Raw genomic sequence first — 16,194 nt, 5'->3', positions numbered from 1 at the left:
CGGCGTGTCAGATACATCTGTGTCGACTGACACACCCTCTTCGCGAGCAGGCTCGCTCCCACAGGGTTATCCGGGTTATTTCTCCAAGGCGGTACTCAATGGCAACCGCACCATGTTCTTCGCCTTCAGCGAGCCGAAATACAACCACTCCCCATACTCACGCACCGTGGTAACCGGCGAGTAATTGCCGCTGCTGCCATCCTGCAGGTTGGCGATCACCTTGCCCTCGATGTCCAGGCCCAGGGCAAACGCGCGTTTCTCTACCGGTTTGGGAAGGATCGTCATGGCCCGCACGATCATCTTGCGCACGAACGGATGCGCCGCCGTGGCATCGAGCAGTGCGTTGCGCGGCGCGTACAACGCCACCCAGAAACGGTCGCGGCCATTGAATGCCAGGTTATCCGGCAGCCCCGGCAGGTTGTCGATGAACAGATCGTGGGTGCCGGCCTTGGGGCCGCTCAGCCAGTAACGACTGATGCGATAGGCGCCGGTTTCGTTGACCAGCACAAAGGCATCGTCCGGCCCCAGGGTGACGCCATTGGCAAACTCCAGCTTGTCCAGCAAGACCGTGGTCTTGCCTGTCTGGAAGTCATAACGCAACAAGCGTCCGTCACCACCGTGCTCGATGATGGCCTCGCCGTCCTCGCCGTAGCCGAAGCGGCTGGAGGCGTCGCTGAAATAGGCGTAGTGCCCGGATTTGTCGATGGCCACGTCATCGGTGAAACCGAAGGGTACGCCGGCGGCTGTCGTGGTCATTGCCACCAGGCGACCCTGGGCATCCAGCGACAGCAAGCCCTTGACCGCGTCGGCGATCACCAGCAAACCATTGGGGTGCCGAGCCAGTCCCAGGGGCCGGCCCCCGGTATCGGCCAGGACTTTGGTGACCTTGCCGTCGAGACTGGTGCGGATCAGCCGACCGTCATGCAAACCGGTGATCAGCGCATCGCCTTCCAGCAGCAGCGCCTCCGGGCCGTCGATGTTCGCGGCGCCGACCCGCTCCACGCCCTTGAGACGGTGATTATCGGCATAGACGCCGCTGCTGAGAGACGGCGCGGGCTGCGGCGTCCAGGCCACCGGTTGCACTTTGGTCGGCATCAGCAGCAGGAACGCGCCAATGGCAATGATCACCAGCAACAGGCAGTGGTGAAATCTGATCCGTCGACTCACGCATTGACTCCGCACTGCGCCAGGTGTTTTTGCGCCATTTCGCGCAGTGCCAGCATCGACGCCGCCGACTCACGATCGATCCGGCGCCTGAGCAGCAGTTTGTTGGCGACGCGCATCCCCAGGCCGTTGAACTGATACTCAAGCGTGCGGATAAACAGCGTGCCGTCGCCCTTGGCTTCACACTCATAGGTCAGTATCAAAGACAGACCGTGGTCGCCCTGGGCCTGGGCAATCCAGCGCCGCCCCGGCAGGTACTCGTCCACCACCCAGCTCAGATGCCCGTCACGCCCGCCGGCCCGGATGTCCTCTTCGAACCGCGCGCCGGCATGCAGGGGGCCTCGCTGTCCGTTGATCTTGAGCGATGACGGATGCCACTCCGGCCAACGGGTTACGGAACTGGCGTAGGCGAGTACGTCGATGGGATTTCCAGCAATCTCGATCTGATGCTTCATGCGCGTCATGGGCGTTCTCGTCGGGTACGGGGTGGCCTGCTCCGGCTCCCAGTAGAGGGTGCCGAACAGATAATCCATCAGCGGGAAAACGATGTTGAAATTGCGCTCCTGCATCATTTCGCGGCGGTGATGCAATTCGTGCAGGCGCCGCATCTGGCGGATCCACGGCAGGCGCGTCAACGGATTGTGCGGCGGCAGGTGTTCGCAGGCGTGAAACACCTCATAGGCCAGGTAGCCGAGGACCAGGCAGCCTGCGACCAGCCCGGCGACGTTGGCATCGAACTGCTTGAGCAGCCACCAGATCGGCAAGGTGATGACCAGGGTGTGCAAGACGATCAACCAGGCCGGAAACAGAATCACCCGCCAGTCGCGGGCGCTGTCGTAGGTCATGTACCCGGGTGCGAAAAAACTGTGATGGTCGCCGGCATGGCGCGCGTAGAACATCCGCGCGAAGGCTTTTTTGTGATGGCCCAGGTGTCGATGCACCAGGTACACACCCAGGTTGAAGAACAACAAGGTCAGCGGCACCGCCAGCCACGCCAGCGGTTGCACCTGGTGCACGGTGCTCCAGAATGCGGCAATGGCCAAAATGCCGAACAGCAGCACGAAGGCGCCATGCAGCCACGGGTTGTAGAGCGGGTGAATGTTGGCGCGGTAACGGCTGCGGAATGCTTCGGTGGTCTGCCTCACTGCAATCACCTGTCGTTATTGTTATCTCCAGCAGATTAGTCGATCCCGGCGTTTTGGTTGGACGAACCTTGAGGACACAACGGCCATGATCCGGTGCAAACCGGACTCAGGTCAGCGGGTTCCAGCGTTGCGACCAGTCGTCATCGATCTTGATGACTTCGCGCAGCAGATCGAAGGCCCGTTGCAGGGTTTCCGAATCGCGGTCGCGGGAGTAGACCAGGTACGTCGGGTAACTGAACTCCGGGGCCTTGGGCACTTGCTCCAGCACGCCGCTTTCCAGATAACTCTGCACGACGCGGGTGCGGAAGTAGCCGCTGCCGCCATTTTCGAGGATGTACTGCAAAGCCAGCGGGCCCAGGTTGAAGCTCAGGGCCGCCTTGGCTTTTTCCGGCAGGGCGGCATCGTGCTGGCGACGGAAATCCTGACCCCAATCGATGTACACATAAGGATCGGCGCGTCCGGGTTGGCGCACGAGGATGAGTTTCTCTTCCAGAATCTGCTCGACTTGCAGGCGCGGCCAGTATTCGGGCTGATAGACCAGTGCCGCATCCAGCACCCCGAGTTCCAGTTGGCGCAGCAGGTTTTCACCGTCGCGGATCTCCATGCGCAGGGCATGGCTGGGGATTTTTTCCCGCAGTTCGCCGGCCCAACTGAGCATCAACGGATTGCACAGACTGACCTCGCCACCGATGTGCAGCACATCGTGGTATCCCTCGGGCAGCGGCAGGTCCCGGCGCGCGGCTTCCCAGGTTTCCACCAGTTGATTGGCGTACACCACGAAGGCTTCGCCGTTGGGTGTCAGGCGCGCCCCGGCACGATTGCGCACAAACAGGGTGCTGCCCAGCTGGCTTTCGAGTTTCTGAACCCGCGCGGTGATCGCGGTCTGAGTGACATGAAGCTTCTCGGCGGCCGCGGCAAGGCTGCCGTGGCGGACGATTTCCAGAAAGGTGCGGGCGAGGTCGATGTCCATGGGGTGGCCGGTGTGGGAGGTGCCCGCATTGTAAGAGCACTCAACACCTGTGGCGAGCGAGCTTGCCTACATCCGGCCAATCGAAATGTATCGGCCTTGCTTCGTTATGTGGCGAGCGAGCTTGCTCGCGTTGGGCTGCGAAGCGGCCCCAGCGTCTTTTCGGGCGGATCGAGTTGTTGGTGTTTGCGACTGCTGCGCAGCCGAACGCGAGCAAGCTCGCTCGCCGCAAGGATTGGGATCTAAAACGCAAAGCACGAACAGCCAAACGCTCCCCAGAACTCTCGAAAATCACTGACCGGCGCATTCGACAATCGCGCCCGCTCATGACTGTGCGCATGCACCGCACAGGCCCCGACGCACTGATGAACCTGTGCCGTCAGCGGCGTTGCTCTCCAGTGCCCCGGCACCTTGGCCACCGGCGACCACTCCGGCACCACCGGGATCGGCGGTGGCCCGAGTTTTTCGAACTCGGCGCTGCCGTAGACGATCTTGCCGTCGACGATGGTCAGTACCGCTTCGATGTCCTTGATCCCGTTGTCCTCGATGTGGAAGTAGTCCGCCGACAGTGCAATGAGATCCGCCAGTTGCCCGACCTTGATCTGGCCTTTCTTGCCTTGCTCGGAGGAGAACCAGGCGCTGCCGTGGGTGAAGATTTCCAGTGCGGTATCGCGGCTCAAGCCTTGTGGGTACAGCTCCAGACCGCCGACGGTGCGCCCGCTGACCAGCCAGTACAGTGACGTCCAGGGGTTGTAACTCGACACCCGCGTGGCGTCGGTGCCGGCACCCACCGGCACGCCCTCGGCCAGCATGCGGGCAATCGGCGGGGTGTGTTCGGCGGCCTTGGCGCCATAGCGCTCGACGAAATATTCGCCCTGGAAGGCCATGCGATCCTGAATCGCGATGCCGCCGCCCAGGGCTTTGACCCGCTCGATGTTGCGAGGGGAGATGGTTTCGGCGTGGTCGAAAAACCAGGGCAATCCAGCAAAGGGGATGTCGCGATTGACCTTCTCGAACACGTCGAGCATGCGGCTGATGGATTCGTTGTAGGTCGCGTGCAAGCGGAACGGCCAGCGTTGCTCCACCAAATGGCGCACCACCGGTTCCAGGTCCTGCTCCATGCCGGACGGCAGGTCCGGGCGCGGTTCGAGGAAGTCTTCGAAGTCGGCGGCGGAGAACACCAGCATTTCCCCGGCACCGTTGTGGCGCAGGAAGTCATCGCCCTGATGCAACTTGACGCTGCCGGTCCAGTTGCGGAAATCCGCCAGTTCTTCCTTGGGTTTCTGGGTGAACAGGTTGTAGGCGATGCGCACGGTGAGCTGTTGGTCCTGGGCCAGTTGCTGGATGACTTGATAGTCGTCGGGGTAGTTCTGATAGCCGCCGCCGGCATCGATCGCACTGGTGACCCCCAGGCGATTGAGTTCGCGCATGAACTGGCGCGTCGAGTTGACCTGGTGCTCCAGCGGCAGCTTCGGCCCCTTGGCCAGGGTCGAGTAGAGAATCATCGCATTGGGGCGGGCGATCAGCAGGCCGGTGGGGTCACCATTGGCATCGCGCTGGATTTCGCCGCCGGGCGGGTTCGGCGTGTCGCGGGTATAGCCCACCACCTTCAAGGCTGCGCGGTTGAGCAGGGCGCGGTCGTAGAGGTGCAGGATAAACACCGGTGTGTCGGGGGCGGCCTTGTTCAGTTCGTCGAGGGTCGGCAGGCGTTTCTCGGCGAACTGGAACTCGTTCCAGCCACCGACTACCCGCACCCATTGCGGCGTCGGGGTACGGTCGGCCTGTTCCTTGAGCATGCGCAGCGCATCGGCCAACGAGGGCACGCCTTCCCAACGCAGTTCGAGGTTGTAATTGAGGCCACCACGGATCAGGTGCAAGTGCGAGTCGTTGAGGCCAGGAATCACCGTGCGTCCGTGCAGGTCGATGACTTGTGTAGCAGGTCCTTGCAGGGCCATGGCCTGGGCATCGCTGCCCACCACCACGAAACGCCCGTCCTTGATCGCGACGGCACTGGCCTGGGGTTTCTTGCGGTCGACGGTGTGCAGGCGTCCGTTGTACAGGATGAGGTCGGCGGGCGTTTCCGGCATCGTTTTACTGCCTGCGAACAGCGGACTGATCCAGGCACCGATGGCGCCCGCGGACAAGCCTTGCAGTACGTGGCGGCGGTTCAAACCGTTAGGGTCGTCAGATGGGCTCATGCCAGTGCCTCCGCAACTTGAGTCGAGGACAAACAGCCGCTGGCTGACCCAGGCGGCCAGAAGGAATATAGACGGCAAATCCGTGGCAGGCGGTTTTCAGGTGCCGAAAACGATGAATCCCGCCACAAGGGGCGGGATTCGTGTGCAGCCGGCGAGACTCCCGAAGCAGGGAGCCGCAGTCTTAGGCCGGGAACAGCTCGGACAGTTTCATGGCCAGCATCATGTCGCCTTCAGCGCGCAGCTTGCCGCCCATGAAAGCCTGCATGCCGTCGGTTTCGCCGCTGACGATGCCTTCCAGGGTTTCGCCGTCCATCACCAGGGTCACTTGGGCGTCCGGGTTCTCGCCTTCTTGCAGCTCGCAGGTGCTGTCCTTGACGATCAGCGAGAAGTTCTTGGTGTCGTCGATGCGGAAACCGAAGACCAGGTCCAGACCGGCAGCAGCGGCTGGGTTGAACTTGGCTTTCATTGCTTGTACGGCATCAGCTACGGAGGTCATGGTTTGATCCTTTTTTGGTAATTAGAGCTGGGTGATTACAGCCAGGGTCACAATAGTCCGGACTCAGCGAAACGTGATGAGTTCCGGGGCCTTCAGCAGTTGCAGGTGCGCATGACTGTTGAAGGAAGCCAGGGCCACCTCGCGACCACGGAACTTCAGGTGGTTGAGCGAGGTGTTGACGATTTGCCAGTTCAATTCAAAGGCCTGCCTGGCAGGCATTTGCGTAATGAGGTGGAGCAGGGCGGTGATGGTGCCGCCGGAGGTGAACACCGCGATTTTCTGGGTGTTGTCGGCGCTTTCAAGAATTCTGTGAAGACCGGCCCGGACCCGCTCGACAAACCCCAGCCAGCTTTCCAGCTCCGGTGTGTCGTAGGTGCCGGCCAGCCAGCGCTCGATGATCAGGGCGAAGATACGCTGGAACTCGGCGCGGTTTTGCGCGGCGTTGCGCAGGATGTTCAGGGCTTCGGGTTCGTCCGGCAGCATCGCCGGCAGCAGCGCGCGGATCACCGCGTCGGCGTCGAACTCGTTGAACGCCGAATCGGTTTCCAGGATCGGTACCGGCAGGCCCACGGCGGCGAATTGTTCCAGCGCGCTGTTGGCCGTATGTTGCTGGCGGCGCAAGTCGCCCGCCAGGCAGCGATCGAAGCTGATACCGAGTTCGGCCAGGTGCTGGCCGAGGATTTCCGCCTGGCGAACACCGATGGGCGACAGGACGTCGTAGTCGTCTGCACCAAAGGAGGCCTGGCCATGTCGAATCAAGTAGATGCTGCCCACGTCCGCGTCGTCCCGGTACGTTGAAGGTTTGGCGAGGTTATGAGGATGGCGGTGAGCTGTCAATGAAAAAACATACGCTTGTTTGAAATGCCTGTTACAGGCCTGTTGCCAGAGGTTTCATGGCTGGCCGCAAGGGCGGCGCATGGGTATGCTGAAGGTATCCCGCGCGCTTCCATGCCGCGCAACGCTTAAGGAGTCCCTGTGGAGTTTTTGTCCGAATACGCCGTTTTTCTGGCCAAGACCGTGACCCTGGTGATCGCCATTCTGGTGGTCCTGGCCAGTTTCGCGGCCTTGCGCAGCAAAGGTCGACGCAAGTCGGCCGGCCAGCTGCAGGTCAGCAAGCTCAATGATTTCTACAAAGGGCTGCGCGATCGGCTGGAGCAAACCTTGCTCGACAAGGACCAACTCAAGGCCTTGCGCAAGTCCCAGGCTAAAACCGAGAAGAAGCAGAAGAAAAAGCCCGAAGCCAAACCCCGAGTGTTCGTGCTGGATTTCGACGGCGACATCAAGGCCTCGGCCACGGAAAGCCTGCGTCACGAAATCACCGCGTTGCTGACCCTGGCCACACCCAAGGATGAAGTAGTGCTGCGCCTGGAAAGCGGTGGCGGCATGGTCCACAGCTACGGCCTGGCCTCCTCGCAACTGGCGCGTATCCGTCAGGCCGGCATCCCGTTGACCGTGTGCATCGACAAGGTCGCGGCCAGCGGCGGCTACATGATGGCGTGCATCGGCGAGAAGATCATCAGCGCCCCGTTTGCAATCCTCGGCTCGATCGGTGTGGTGGCGCAGTTGCCCAACATCAATCGCCTGCTGAAGAAACACGACATCGACTTCGAAGTGCTGACCGCCGGTGAGTACAAACGCACCTTGACGGTGTTCGGCGAAAACACCGAGAAGGGCCGGGAGAAATTCCAGCAGGACCTGGACATTACCCATCAACTGTTCAAGAACTTCGTTTCCCGCTACCGCCCGCAACTGGCCATCGACGAAGTGGCCACCGGGGAAATCTGGCTGGGTGTCGCGGCACTGGACAAGCAACTGGTCGATGAACTCAAGACCAGCGACGAATACCTGGCCGAACGTGCCAAACAGTCGGAGCTTTATCACCTGCATTACGCCGAACGTAAAAGCCTGCAGGAACGCATCGGCATGGCGGCCAGCGGTTCAGTGGACCGCGTGCTGTTGAGTTGGTGGAGCCGATTGACCCAGCAGCGTTTCTGGTAACACACGAATCATCATCGTTGTAACAACAAAAACCGTGGACATTGCCACGGTTTTTTTTTGCCCGGACTACCCTTTTTCATCTGGAAACAGAGAACTTTCCTAAAGTTGCTGTTGATCACTCCCACGTTGCAGAGCGCCCAAATTGGTTAGGGTGAACCACCTCAAACTGCAACGGACTGCAAAATGAACGAGTTTTCTGACAAGCACATCTCTCATCCACGCGCACCATCATCTCTGCCCATGCGCGAGGAACTGAAAACCGCCGTGGATACCGCGCTTCCACAAACCCCAGCCCAGTTTGGCGAACAGATGATCAAGGAAAAGTGGGGGCATGACCTCGAACCGCAGACAGCCTTGCTGGTTACCCTTGATTACGATTACAACGGCCATCCCGCACAGAACGGTGTACACCAAGGGCAAGTGGCGAGTTCGCGAACGCTGGTACAAACACTGATTTCCAATTACCAGACCGTTGGTGACGGGCGTTTTGGCGAAACGGCATTCGGCCTGTATACGCCGCCTGACGTCGGGCCACCTGTTCGAATCGTCGAAAATGTCGACGAATTCGCCTATCACGGTAGCGGCAATCACGATACGTATGAAGGCATTTATCGTCACACGGTTCCGCAATCTTATGGACCGCAAACGCAGATCAGGCTGCACCCCGCTGACTTCAAGAAATGGGTCTGGGAACTGGATTTCAAAACGTTGTATCAGGCCTATATCGATAAGGCCTGGCCCTCCGATGAGGTGCTCGGGGCGGCCACGCCTTATGCTCTCAGAACCTCGACCAAGGCCGCGTTTGTCATGACGGCCTGGCTGCAACGACATGAAAACAGTCTGTCGGCAAAAGGTTTGGAACTGGCCTTGCATGCTGCCGGTTTGCCGCCGGATCAGGCGTGGCCAACGTTGACACTGCAGCCGTTGCAAGCGCCGACACGCATGCCTCCGGATGTCGAGGCAAGCTTCCTGAAGCTCTATCGGTACTCGGCGACGGATATCTGGTGCTTCCGTGATCGATCCAGCGACAGGGTGATTGTGTATATCCCGGGCAACTCCTCCCCGATCCACGAGTTTTCAGACAGAAGCCAACTACGCCAATGGATTGTCGATCAGGGGCGGTCGTCCGAAACCAGGCAAGCGCTGGCATCGCACTTTGCCGATGAAGATCTTCGTGACGGGACGTTTCACGCCGGTGTACTGACGGCGCTGGACGGTATGGCGCAATTTCCGGCACAGCATCATCTGACCCGAGAGTCTGGCTTCTTCAACAATGATGGTTACTGGAATCCTGCTGACTACATCGATCTGGATGTTCAACCCTCGCCAACCGATCCCTTTGCACAGCTGGTCCTGACCATGAAGCGGGCCGCCCAGGCCAGTGTCGAAACCATCCGCGACGATGCGCAGGTTAACCGCGACAACCTGAGTGCCGTGGTCGAGCCCATCGTCCAATGGGTCAATCAGTTTGGTCCGTTGGCGTTGTTCGTACCGGGTGGTGAAGGGTTGTTGGCCCTTGCCGGACTCATCGATGCCGGCTACGGCCTGGATCAAGCCATCAACGGTGATACGGCCGACAAGCGTTCGCAAGGTGTCACTCGCACGGTGTTCGGCGTGCTCAATGCGTTGCCGCTGGTCGCAGAGGCCGCGTCGATCGGCCACGGAGGGGCAGAGGAGGGGCCTTTCGCCAAGGCAGGGGAACGCAGTCGCGAATCCTCGACGCCTCCAGAAGCAGGACCGGTTCACGGGCCGGACATCACCGCAACGCCGGCCTTGCCATTGCCGACGCGTACCGATCTGTTGCGTGGAGTGGGTGTCCCGGCAGGTACATTCAGTGACGAAGTGCTGGCACAGATCGGCAGGGTCAGCGCAGTCGACAATGACATGCTGCGCCTGATGCAGGCAGGACGCGCGCCGACCCCGCTGCTGGCCGATACCATCGACCGTTTCAGGATCGATCAGGAAGTCACGGCACTGCACGATCCATCGAGCGCGCAGGCTGAATTCAACCGTCGATATCAGGCGCTCCAGCAGTCGGAACACCCATGGGTCCAGCTGTTTCAACGGACATACCCCGATCTGCCCAAGGCTGCCGTAGAGCAAGTACTGGATCGTCATGGTGTCGACTTCAAGGCGCCACCCGACCCCGTCCAGATCAAGGACCTGTTCAAGCGACTGGACGGCAAGGCGCGCCAATACCAGGAGCATGTGCGTATCAATCGGGCTTTTGAAGGTCTCTATCTGCGGTCAGTCAGCAACCCTGAATCGGACACACTGGCGTTGCACTCTCTGGTAAATCTGCCGGGATGGCCGAAAGGGTTGCGATTAGACGTACGCGACAGTTCGATTGGCGGTCGGATTCTGGATCGCGCGGGGCCGCTCGACACACCTGATTGCCGGACCTTGATCAAGTCGGATGCGGGCTACAGGTTCGATGGCCTGTCGACCCAACCCGCTGCGGCTACCAATATTTATGAAGCTGTCGCCGGTGTGCTGAGCAAGGACGAGCATAGGGCATTGGGACTCACATCCAGTGCCCCGGCAGATGAGTTGAAACTGAAAGTGAGCGAGCAGCCATTATCCCGTTCCGAATGGGTCCTTGGTCGGTCCAGAATGGATTCAGGGTTGCCCTTTGAGGCGCAGGGATTGAGGGGAGGAGGTCATCCGGCTACACCTCAAGGGGAGGCCCTGACGCATGAAACAATGAGATTGCAGCTCAGGGAGATTTATCCCGAATTGTCCAACGGCGATGCTGACGTGATCTTGCAGCCGCTGGGAAGCGGAGCACAGGCTTATATCGACGCCTCAAAACAGCAACTGCAGCAATTGTACGCGGACATGGAGACCTGGATTGATCAAGCCGCGCTCGATGTCGGCGATATGGACATCGACTTCCTGAATGCCGGGGATCCGGAGGCGCAGGGCATGACGGCCATGCAGATCGCGCAAGAAAACGTCAGGCGGTTGGAGGAGGTGATGGCGTATGAACGCGAAACACGCGGTGAGCTGGCGGATGAGCTTATCGCAATCTTCCAGAAAAGAGCGCCAGAGGAAAATTCTCACTACACGGGAAATCATGTCGATGGCTTCGCAATGGACATGCACAACGAAGACTTTCATCGATTACCGGTACTCAATGTCCGGTTCAATGACGTGGTTGAGTTGGGTTTGAGAAATTTCCACTTGGTCGAACGCCGAAGTTTGAATGGCTTTTTAGAGCGTTTTCCTCGTTTGCGAGTTTTGAATCTGGAAGGCACAGACTTGCGATTGCCCAACATTGATGGGGAACTGGAAAGTGCATTGCCGTCGACGATCCCGCAGTTACAGCATCTCACTTCATTGAATCTAAGCTCCACCCGGCTGACCTTCCAGAGGGCCGCTGCGGTGCAGCCAATTGTCCTGGATGATGTGCGAGCATTGGCCCTCCCGGCAAACACTGCGGGGCAGTTAAGTTCATTGGTAAATTTGCAATCATTGGATCTGAGCGATAACCCCTTGGTTGTTCCCCCTGTCGTCACGGGAATGAATCAATTGCGGGCGCTGAAACTGAATAATACGGGCATCAAGACGTGTCCCGTCGGGATTATGGATCAGCCGTACCTGACGACACTCGACTTACAGGATAACCAGATCGAACGGGTTCCCCAGGCAGTACTGAATCAAGCTATCGCCAGAGATAGAGTACTGTTGTGGCACAACCCCTTGACCGATGAGGACACCTTGCGCAGGCTGGTCGCGCACCGGGAAAGAACGGGTTTGAACCTGTGGCTGGACGCGCCGGGAAGCGACTATTTAGGCCCGACACCCTGGCTGCTGGGTGTCGAAGAAGGGCAGCGCAACGCAAGGGTGCAATTCTGGCAACGACTGGCCCTGCACCTAGGCGGCAGGCGGTTCCTGGGGGCCATGAGTCCGTTGAGTTTGACTGCGGATTACCGGGTCAACTATCTGGATCTTCAGGCACGGGTATGGCGACTGTTGAGTGACGCTGATGCGTCGCAAGAGTCGTGGACGCGAATAGCCCGGGATGTACCGATGCCGGGAGGCGCTTTCGACAACCCGATAGCAGTGCTCACGGCATTGGAAGATCGGGCCAGACTTTATAACGACTGGGTAGCGATGGGGCGGCCATTTCAGATCGAATAACCCCAAAGGATAAAGCCCTGGCTCCATGCAGAGTCAGGGCTTTATTTTTTAACGACGACGGAACAGCGGCAGCGGTTCGTCGGTGGCGGCCTGATAGGTCACCGAGAAGTCCTTGAGACCTTCAAGGGCTTCGTACGGGTCTTTATCGGGGCGGATGGCAAAGGCATCGAAACCGCAGCGGTGCATGTAGAACAACTGGTCGCGCAGCACATCGCCAATCGCGCGCAATTCGCCTTTGAAACCATAACGGTCACGCAGCAGGCGCGCGTTGGAGTAGTTGCGGCCATCGGTGAAGGCCGGGAAGTTCAAGGCGATGACCTGGAAGCTTGCCACGTCTTCACCGATTTCCTCGGCTTCTTCATCGGCATCCAGCCACACGCCCAGGCCGCCGTCGCGGGCCAGGAGCATACGGCTGTGTTCGCGCCACAGTTGCAGCGGGACGATGTAATCGTCGCAGTTGGTGATTTCGTCGATGTTGAAATCCTTGGGCAGCAAGTGCCAGGTTTCGTCGACGACTTCGTTGTTCTTAATGATTCGCTGCATAGACGCGTTCCTTGAAGAGGTCGATGCCGATACGCTGGTAGGTGTCGATGAAGCGCTCGTCTTCGGTACGTTGTTCGATGTACACGTCGATCAGCTTCTCGATCACGTCAGGCATATCGTCCTGTGCGAAGGACGGGCCGAGGATCTTGCCCAGGCTGGCGTCACGGCTGGCGCTGCCGCCGAGGGACACCTGGTAGAACTCTTCGCCTTTCTTGTCCACCCCGAGGATGCCGATGTGGCCGACGTGGTGGTGACCGCAGGCGTTCATGCAACCGGAGATGTTCAGGTCCAGTTCACCGATGTCGAACAGGTAGTCCAGGTCGTCGAAGCGGCGCTGGATCGATTCGGCGATCGGGATCGACTTGGCGTTGGCCAGGGAGCAGAAGTCGCCGCCCGGGCAGCAGATGATGTCGGTCAGCAGGCCGATGTTCGGCGTGGCGAAACCGTTCTCGCGCAATTCGCCCCACAGGGTGAACAGCTTGTCCTGCTCGACGTCGGCCAGGATGATGTTCTGCTCGTGGGAGGTGCGCAATTCACCAAAGCTGTAGCGGTCGGCCAGATCGGCCACGGCGTCGAGCTGCTTGTCGGTGATGTCGCCCGGCGCAACGCCGGTCGGCTTCAGGGACAGGGTCACGGCGACATAACCCGGCTTCTTGTGGGCCAGGGTGTTGCGGGTGCGCCAGCGGGCGAAGCCCGGATGCTCTTTATCAAGCTCGGCCAATGCGGCGCTCTGGTTGTCCAGGGCCTTGTAGTCCGGGTCGACGAAGTGTCTGGCGACGCGCTGCACTTCGGCTTCGGTCAGCGTGGTCTGGCCACCGCGCAGGTGTTCCATTTCCGCATCGACTTTCTGGGCGAAGACTTCAGGGGTCAGCGCTTTTACCAGGATCTTGATACGCGCCTTGTACTTGTTGTCACGACGGCCATAGCGGTTGTACACCCGCAGGATGGCGTCGAGGTAGCTCAACAGGTCTTGCCACGGCAGGAACTCATTGATGAACGCGCCCACCACCGGGGTACGGCCCAGGCCGCCGCCAACCAGCACGCGGAAACCCAGTTCGCCCGCGGCGTTATGCACTGGCTCAAGGCCAATGTCGTGGACTTCGATGGCGGCACGGTCGGAGGTCGAACCGTTGACGGCGATCTTGAACTTGCGCGGCAGGTAAGCGAATTCCGGGTGGAAAGTCGTCCATTGACGAACAATCTCGCACCATGGGCGCGGGTCGATCAGCTCATCGGCTGCGACGCCGGCGAACTGGTCGGTGGTGACATTGCGCAGGCAGTTGCCGCTGGTCTGGATCGCGTGCATCTGCACGGTGGCCAGTTCCGCCAGGATGTCCGGGATGTCTTCCACCGCCGGCCAGTTGAACTGCACGTTCTGCCGGGTGCTGATATGGGCATAGCCCTTGTCGTAGTCGCGGGCGATTTTGGCCATCATTCGCATCTGGCGCGAAGTCAATTGGCCGTAAGGCACCGCCACACGCAGCATGGGTGCGAAGCGCTGGATATAAAGCCCGTTCTGCAGGCGCAGGGGGCGGAATTCTTCTTCGCTCAGCTCGCCTGCCAGATAGCGTCGGGTCTGATCACGGAACTGCTTGACGCGGTCCTCGATGATCCGCTGATCGTACTCGTCGTATACGTACATATAAGTCCTGTTCTCAGGCTTGGGTCGCTCGGATACAGCTGCGTTTTTGTGCTTGCCGGAACCCGATAGAGCCTCTGCAATTCTGCGCGCACGGCCGCGCACTCCCTACGGAGCCGGGGCAAGATACCAGTTTGCAGTTATGCGCAAAAGTGATGTTTGAGTATATGTAAAGAACCAAATCGCCTAACGAGAACGGTTGTCACTTAACCCACATTTGTCGTGCGGGCAATCATCGTCTTAACTGTGGTCGAGTCTTTATGCAATCACCGATAAAACCGACAAGAGGCGATGCAATGAGCAACCCAACCAAAGCAAGGAAAAGCGATAGCACGGTCGATGCCTGGGCGATTCTGTTCCTGATCATTCTGGTCGTCGGCACTGCGGTATTTTGGGTCAGCCATCAATAAACGACCCCGTCCGGGCCTCGTTCCGACGATTGTCGGACAAAAACCGGAATAAACGCCGTTTTGCGGGCGTTCGCTGGCTATAATGCGCGGCGAATTTCCGGGGGCTCGGACGACCAATGTTGAAGTTGCTGTGTGGCGTATTGCTGGCGCTGACGATGGTCGTGGGACCTTGCGCTCAGGCAGCGTCGGTGCTGTTCCTCAATCCGGGAACCACGAGGGAAGCGTTCTGGGTCAGTTACTCGCAATTCATGCAGGCTGCCGCCAAGGACCTGGGCATGGATTTGCGTATCGAGTACTCCGACCGCAACGCCGAGATCACCCTCGCGCAAGCGCGTGAAGCGCTGCAAGGGCTACACCGGCCCGACTATCTGGTATTCGTCAACGAACAATACATCGCCCCCGAAATCCTGCGCCTGGCCCATGGCAGCGGGGTGAAGCTGTTCATCGTCAACAATGCCCTGACCCCGGACCAGATGCGCCTGCTCGGCGCCCGGCCCGACAAATACCCCGGCTGGGTGGGTAGCCTGGTGCCCAACGACGAGGAGGGCGGCTACCTGATGCTCAAGGAACTGATCCGCTTGCACCCTCCGATGGTTCCCGGTCAGTACATTGACCTGCTGGCCTTCTCCGGACTGAAAATCACGCCATCGGCGCAGTTGCGCGAAAAGGGCATGCGCCGGGCGCTGGCCGAACACCCTGAGGTGCGTCTGCGCCAGCTGGTATACGGTGGCTGGACCCGGGAACGGGCCTATGAGCAGGCCAAGATGTTATTCAGGCGCTACCCGCAGACGTCGCTGATCTGGTCGGCCAATGACGAAATGGGCTTTGGTGTGATGCGCGCCTTCGAAGAGTCGGGCGGCAAACCCGGCAAGGATGCGCTGTTCGGTACGATCAACAACTCGCCCGCCGCCTTGCACGCACTGCTCGACAACCGCTTGAGCGTGTTGCTGGGTGGGCACTTCAGCCTGGGGGGCTGGGCGCTGGTGCAGTTGCGTGACTACGATGAGGGCATCGACATCAGCCAGTACGGTGGTCGTGATCGGCAGATTCCGCTGTTACAGCTGATTGACCGGGCACAAGCCAAGCGTCTGCTGGCCATGGGCGCCGCACAGGATTTCGGCGTGGATTTTCACAAGCTCTCGGCCAAGGGGCGACCAACGTCCTGGCGCTACCCGTTCAGCCTGCAAACCCTGATGCACTAAATCTTTGCTAGATGCACCACCAGTTGCACGATGCCGTAGAGCGTCAATGCGAACACGGTCGTGAACAAAATCCCCAGAATCACGAAATGACTGGGCTTGCCGTGGGTGAAGTCCCGCGCGCGATTCTTTCCGCTCTGCACCCCGAACGCCGCGGCCATGACGCTGTGCAGCATCTGCCAGAAGGTTGGCGGCTTGTTGTCGACTGGATCGTCCATAAACCCCTCGTCACGTGTGTGTGAAAAGTAAGCATAGACAATTAAGGCAAACACAAAACAAATGTGGGAGCGAG

General features: G+C 59.7%; 12 protein-coding genes. 3 read left to right on the top strand and 9 right to left on the bottom strand.

All coding sequences use genetic code 11. From position 1 onward, the window contains the following. Positions 1-75: 75 nt before the first annotated feature. The 6 genes from ACW9HW_RS14835 to ACW9HW_RS14810 all read right to left on the bottom strand — a co-directional run bounded on the left by ACW9HW_RS14835 (position 76) and on the right by ACW9HW_RS14810 (position 6,744). Positions 76-1,167, bottom strand: a complete 1,092-nt coding sequence (locus tag ACW9HW_RS14835) for an SMP-30/gluconolactonase/LRE family protein (protein WP_457400519.1) — start codon at positions 1,165-1,167, stop codon at positions 76-78. Then, positions 1,164-2,309, bottom strand: a complete 1,146-nt coding sequence (locus tag ACW9HW_RS14830) for a sterol desaturase/SRPBCC family protein (protein WP_457400517.1) — start codon at positions 2,307-2,309, stop codon at positions 1,164-1,166. The genes ACW9HW_RS14835 and ACW9HW_RS14830 overlap by 4 nt, the downstream gene beginning before the upstream one ends. A gap of 106 nt (positions 2,310-2,415) precedes the next feature. Continuing rightward, entirely contained in the window at positions 2,416-3,279 is an 864-nt protein-coding gene (locus ACW9HW_RS14825) for a LysR family transcriptional regulator (protein ID WP_095194668.1), read from the bottom strand. A 239-nt stretch (positions 3,280-3,518) separates the two neighbouring features. Next, entirely contained in the window at positions 3,519-5,363 is a 1,845-nt protein-coding gene (locus tag ACW9HW_RS14820; protein ID WP_457400521.1) for an amidohydrolase, read from the bottom strand. 292 nt (positions 5,364-5,655) lie between these two features. Then, on the bottom strand, positions 5,656-5,970 hold the full coding sequence (locus tag ACW9HW_RS14815) for an SCP2 sterol-binding domain-containing protein (protein ID WP_008154977.1): 315 nt from the start codon (positions 5,968-5,970) through the stop codon (positions 5,656-5,658). Positions 5,971-6,033: 63 nt separating this feature from the next. Next, positions 6,034-6,744 carry a histidine phosphatase family protein gene (locus ACW9HW_RS14810; RefSeq protein ID WP_095194669.1) on the bottom strand — a complete coding sequence of 237 codons (711 nt, stop codon included), beginning with the start codon at positions 6,742-6,744 and terminating at the stop codon, positions 6,034-6,036. A gap of 201 nt (positions 6,745-6,945) precedes the next feature. Between ACW9HW_RS14810 and sohB the strand changes: the two genes are divergently transcribed. Together sohB and ACW9HW_RS14800 are read left to right on the top strand one after the other, a co-directional pair. Then, positions 6,946-7,968 carry a protease SohB gene (gene sohB, locus ACW9HW_RS14805; RefSeq protein ID WP_095194670.1) on the top strand — a complete coding sequence of 341 codons (1,023 nt, stop codon included), beginning with the start codon at positions 6,946-6,948 and terminating at the stop codon, positions 7,966-7,968. A 183-nt stretch (positions 7,969-8,151) separates the two neighbouring features. Beyond that, a complete protein-coding gene (locus ACW9HW_RS14800; protein WP_457400514.1) occupies positions 8,152-12,111 on the top strand; it encodes a dermonecrotic toxin domain-containing protein in 3,960 nt (1,319 codons plus the stop codon). Between the two features lie 48 nt (positions 12,112-12,159). Here the strand turns inward: ACW9HW_RS14800 and ACW9HW_RS14795 are convergent, their stop codons facing one another. Next, on the bottom strand, positions 12,160-12,654 hold the full coding sequence (locus ACW9HW_RS14795) for a DUF934 domain-containing protein (RefSeq protein WP_095194673.1): 495 nt from the start codon (positions 12,652-12,654) through the stop codon (positions 12,160-12,162). Further along, positions 12,638-14,296, bottom strand: a complete 1,659-nt coding sequence (locus ACW9HW_RS14790) for a nitrite/sulfite reductase (protein ID WP_095194674.1) — start codon at positions 14,294-14,296, stop codon at positions 12,638-12,640. The genes ACW9HW_RS14795 and ACW9HW_RS14790 overlap by 17 nt, the downstream gene beginning before the upstream one ends. 523 nt (positions 14,297-14,819) lie before the next feature. Here ACW9HW_RS14790 and ACW9HW_RS14785 point away from each other — a divergent pair. Next, entirely contained in the window at positions 14,820-15,905 is a 1,086-nt protein-coding gene (locus tag ACW9HW_RS14785) for an ABC transporter substrate-binding protein (protein ID WP_457400511.1), read from the top strand. Here the strand turns inward: ACW9HW_RS14785 and ACW9HW_RS14780 are convergent. After that, the gene (locus ACW9HW_RS14780) at positions 15,902-16,120 is read right to left on the bottom strand and encodes a DUF2970 domain-containing protein (protein WP_095194675.1); all 219 of its coding nucleotides are present in this window, start codon (positions 16,118-16,120) and stop codon (positions 15,902-15,904) included. The genes ACW9HW_RS14785 and ACW9HW_RS14780 overlap by 4 nt on opposite strands. Positions 16,121-16,194: the final 74 nt, after the last annotated feature.

This window comes from Pseudomonas sp. SDO5532_S415, assembly GCF_054071155.1.
Note: the sequence above shows the minus strand (reverse complement) of the source record. Positions and strands in the feature narration are given on the sequence as shown.

What these genes read in the sequence shown, in the direction of transcription:
- ACW9HW_RS14820 (WP_457400521.1), bottom strand. Translation starts at nt 5,363, where the DNA reads ATGCCGGAAACGCCCGCCGACCTCATCCTGTACAACGGACGCCTGCAC.
- ACW9HW_RS14780 (WP_095194675.1), bottom strand. Translation starts at nt 16,120, where the DNA reads ATGGACGATCCAGTCGACAACAAGCCGCCAACCTTCTGGCAGATGCTG.
- ACW9HW_RS14795 (WP_095194673.1), bottom strand. Translation starts at nt 12,654, where the DNA reads ATGCAGCGAATCATTAAGAACAACGAAGTCGTCGACGAAACCTGGCAC.
- ACW9HW_RS14825 (WP_095194668.1), bottom strand. Translation starts at nt 3,279, where the DNA reads ATGGACATCGACCTCGCCCGCACCTTTCTGGAAATCGTCCGCCACGGC.
- ACW9HW_RS14790 (WP_095194674.1), bottom strand. Translation starts at nt 14,296, where the DNA reads ATGTACGTATACGACGAGTACGATCAGCGGATCATCGAGGACCGCGTC.
- ACW9HW_RS14815 (WP_008154977.1), bottom strand. Translation starts at nt 5,970, where the DNA reads ATGACCTCCGTAGCTGATGCCGTACAAGCAATGAAAGCCAAGTTCAAC.
- ACW9HW_RS14800 (WP_457400514.1), top strand. Translation starts at nt 8,152, where the DNA reads ATGAACGAGTTTTCTGACAAGCACATCTCTCATCCACGCGCACCATCA.
- ACW9HW_RS14785 (WP_457400511.1), top strand. Translation starts at nt 14,820, where the DNA reads ATGTTGAAGTTGCTGTGTGGCGTATTGCTGGCGCTGACGATGGTCGTG.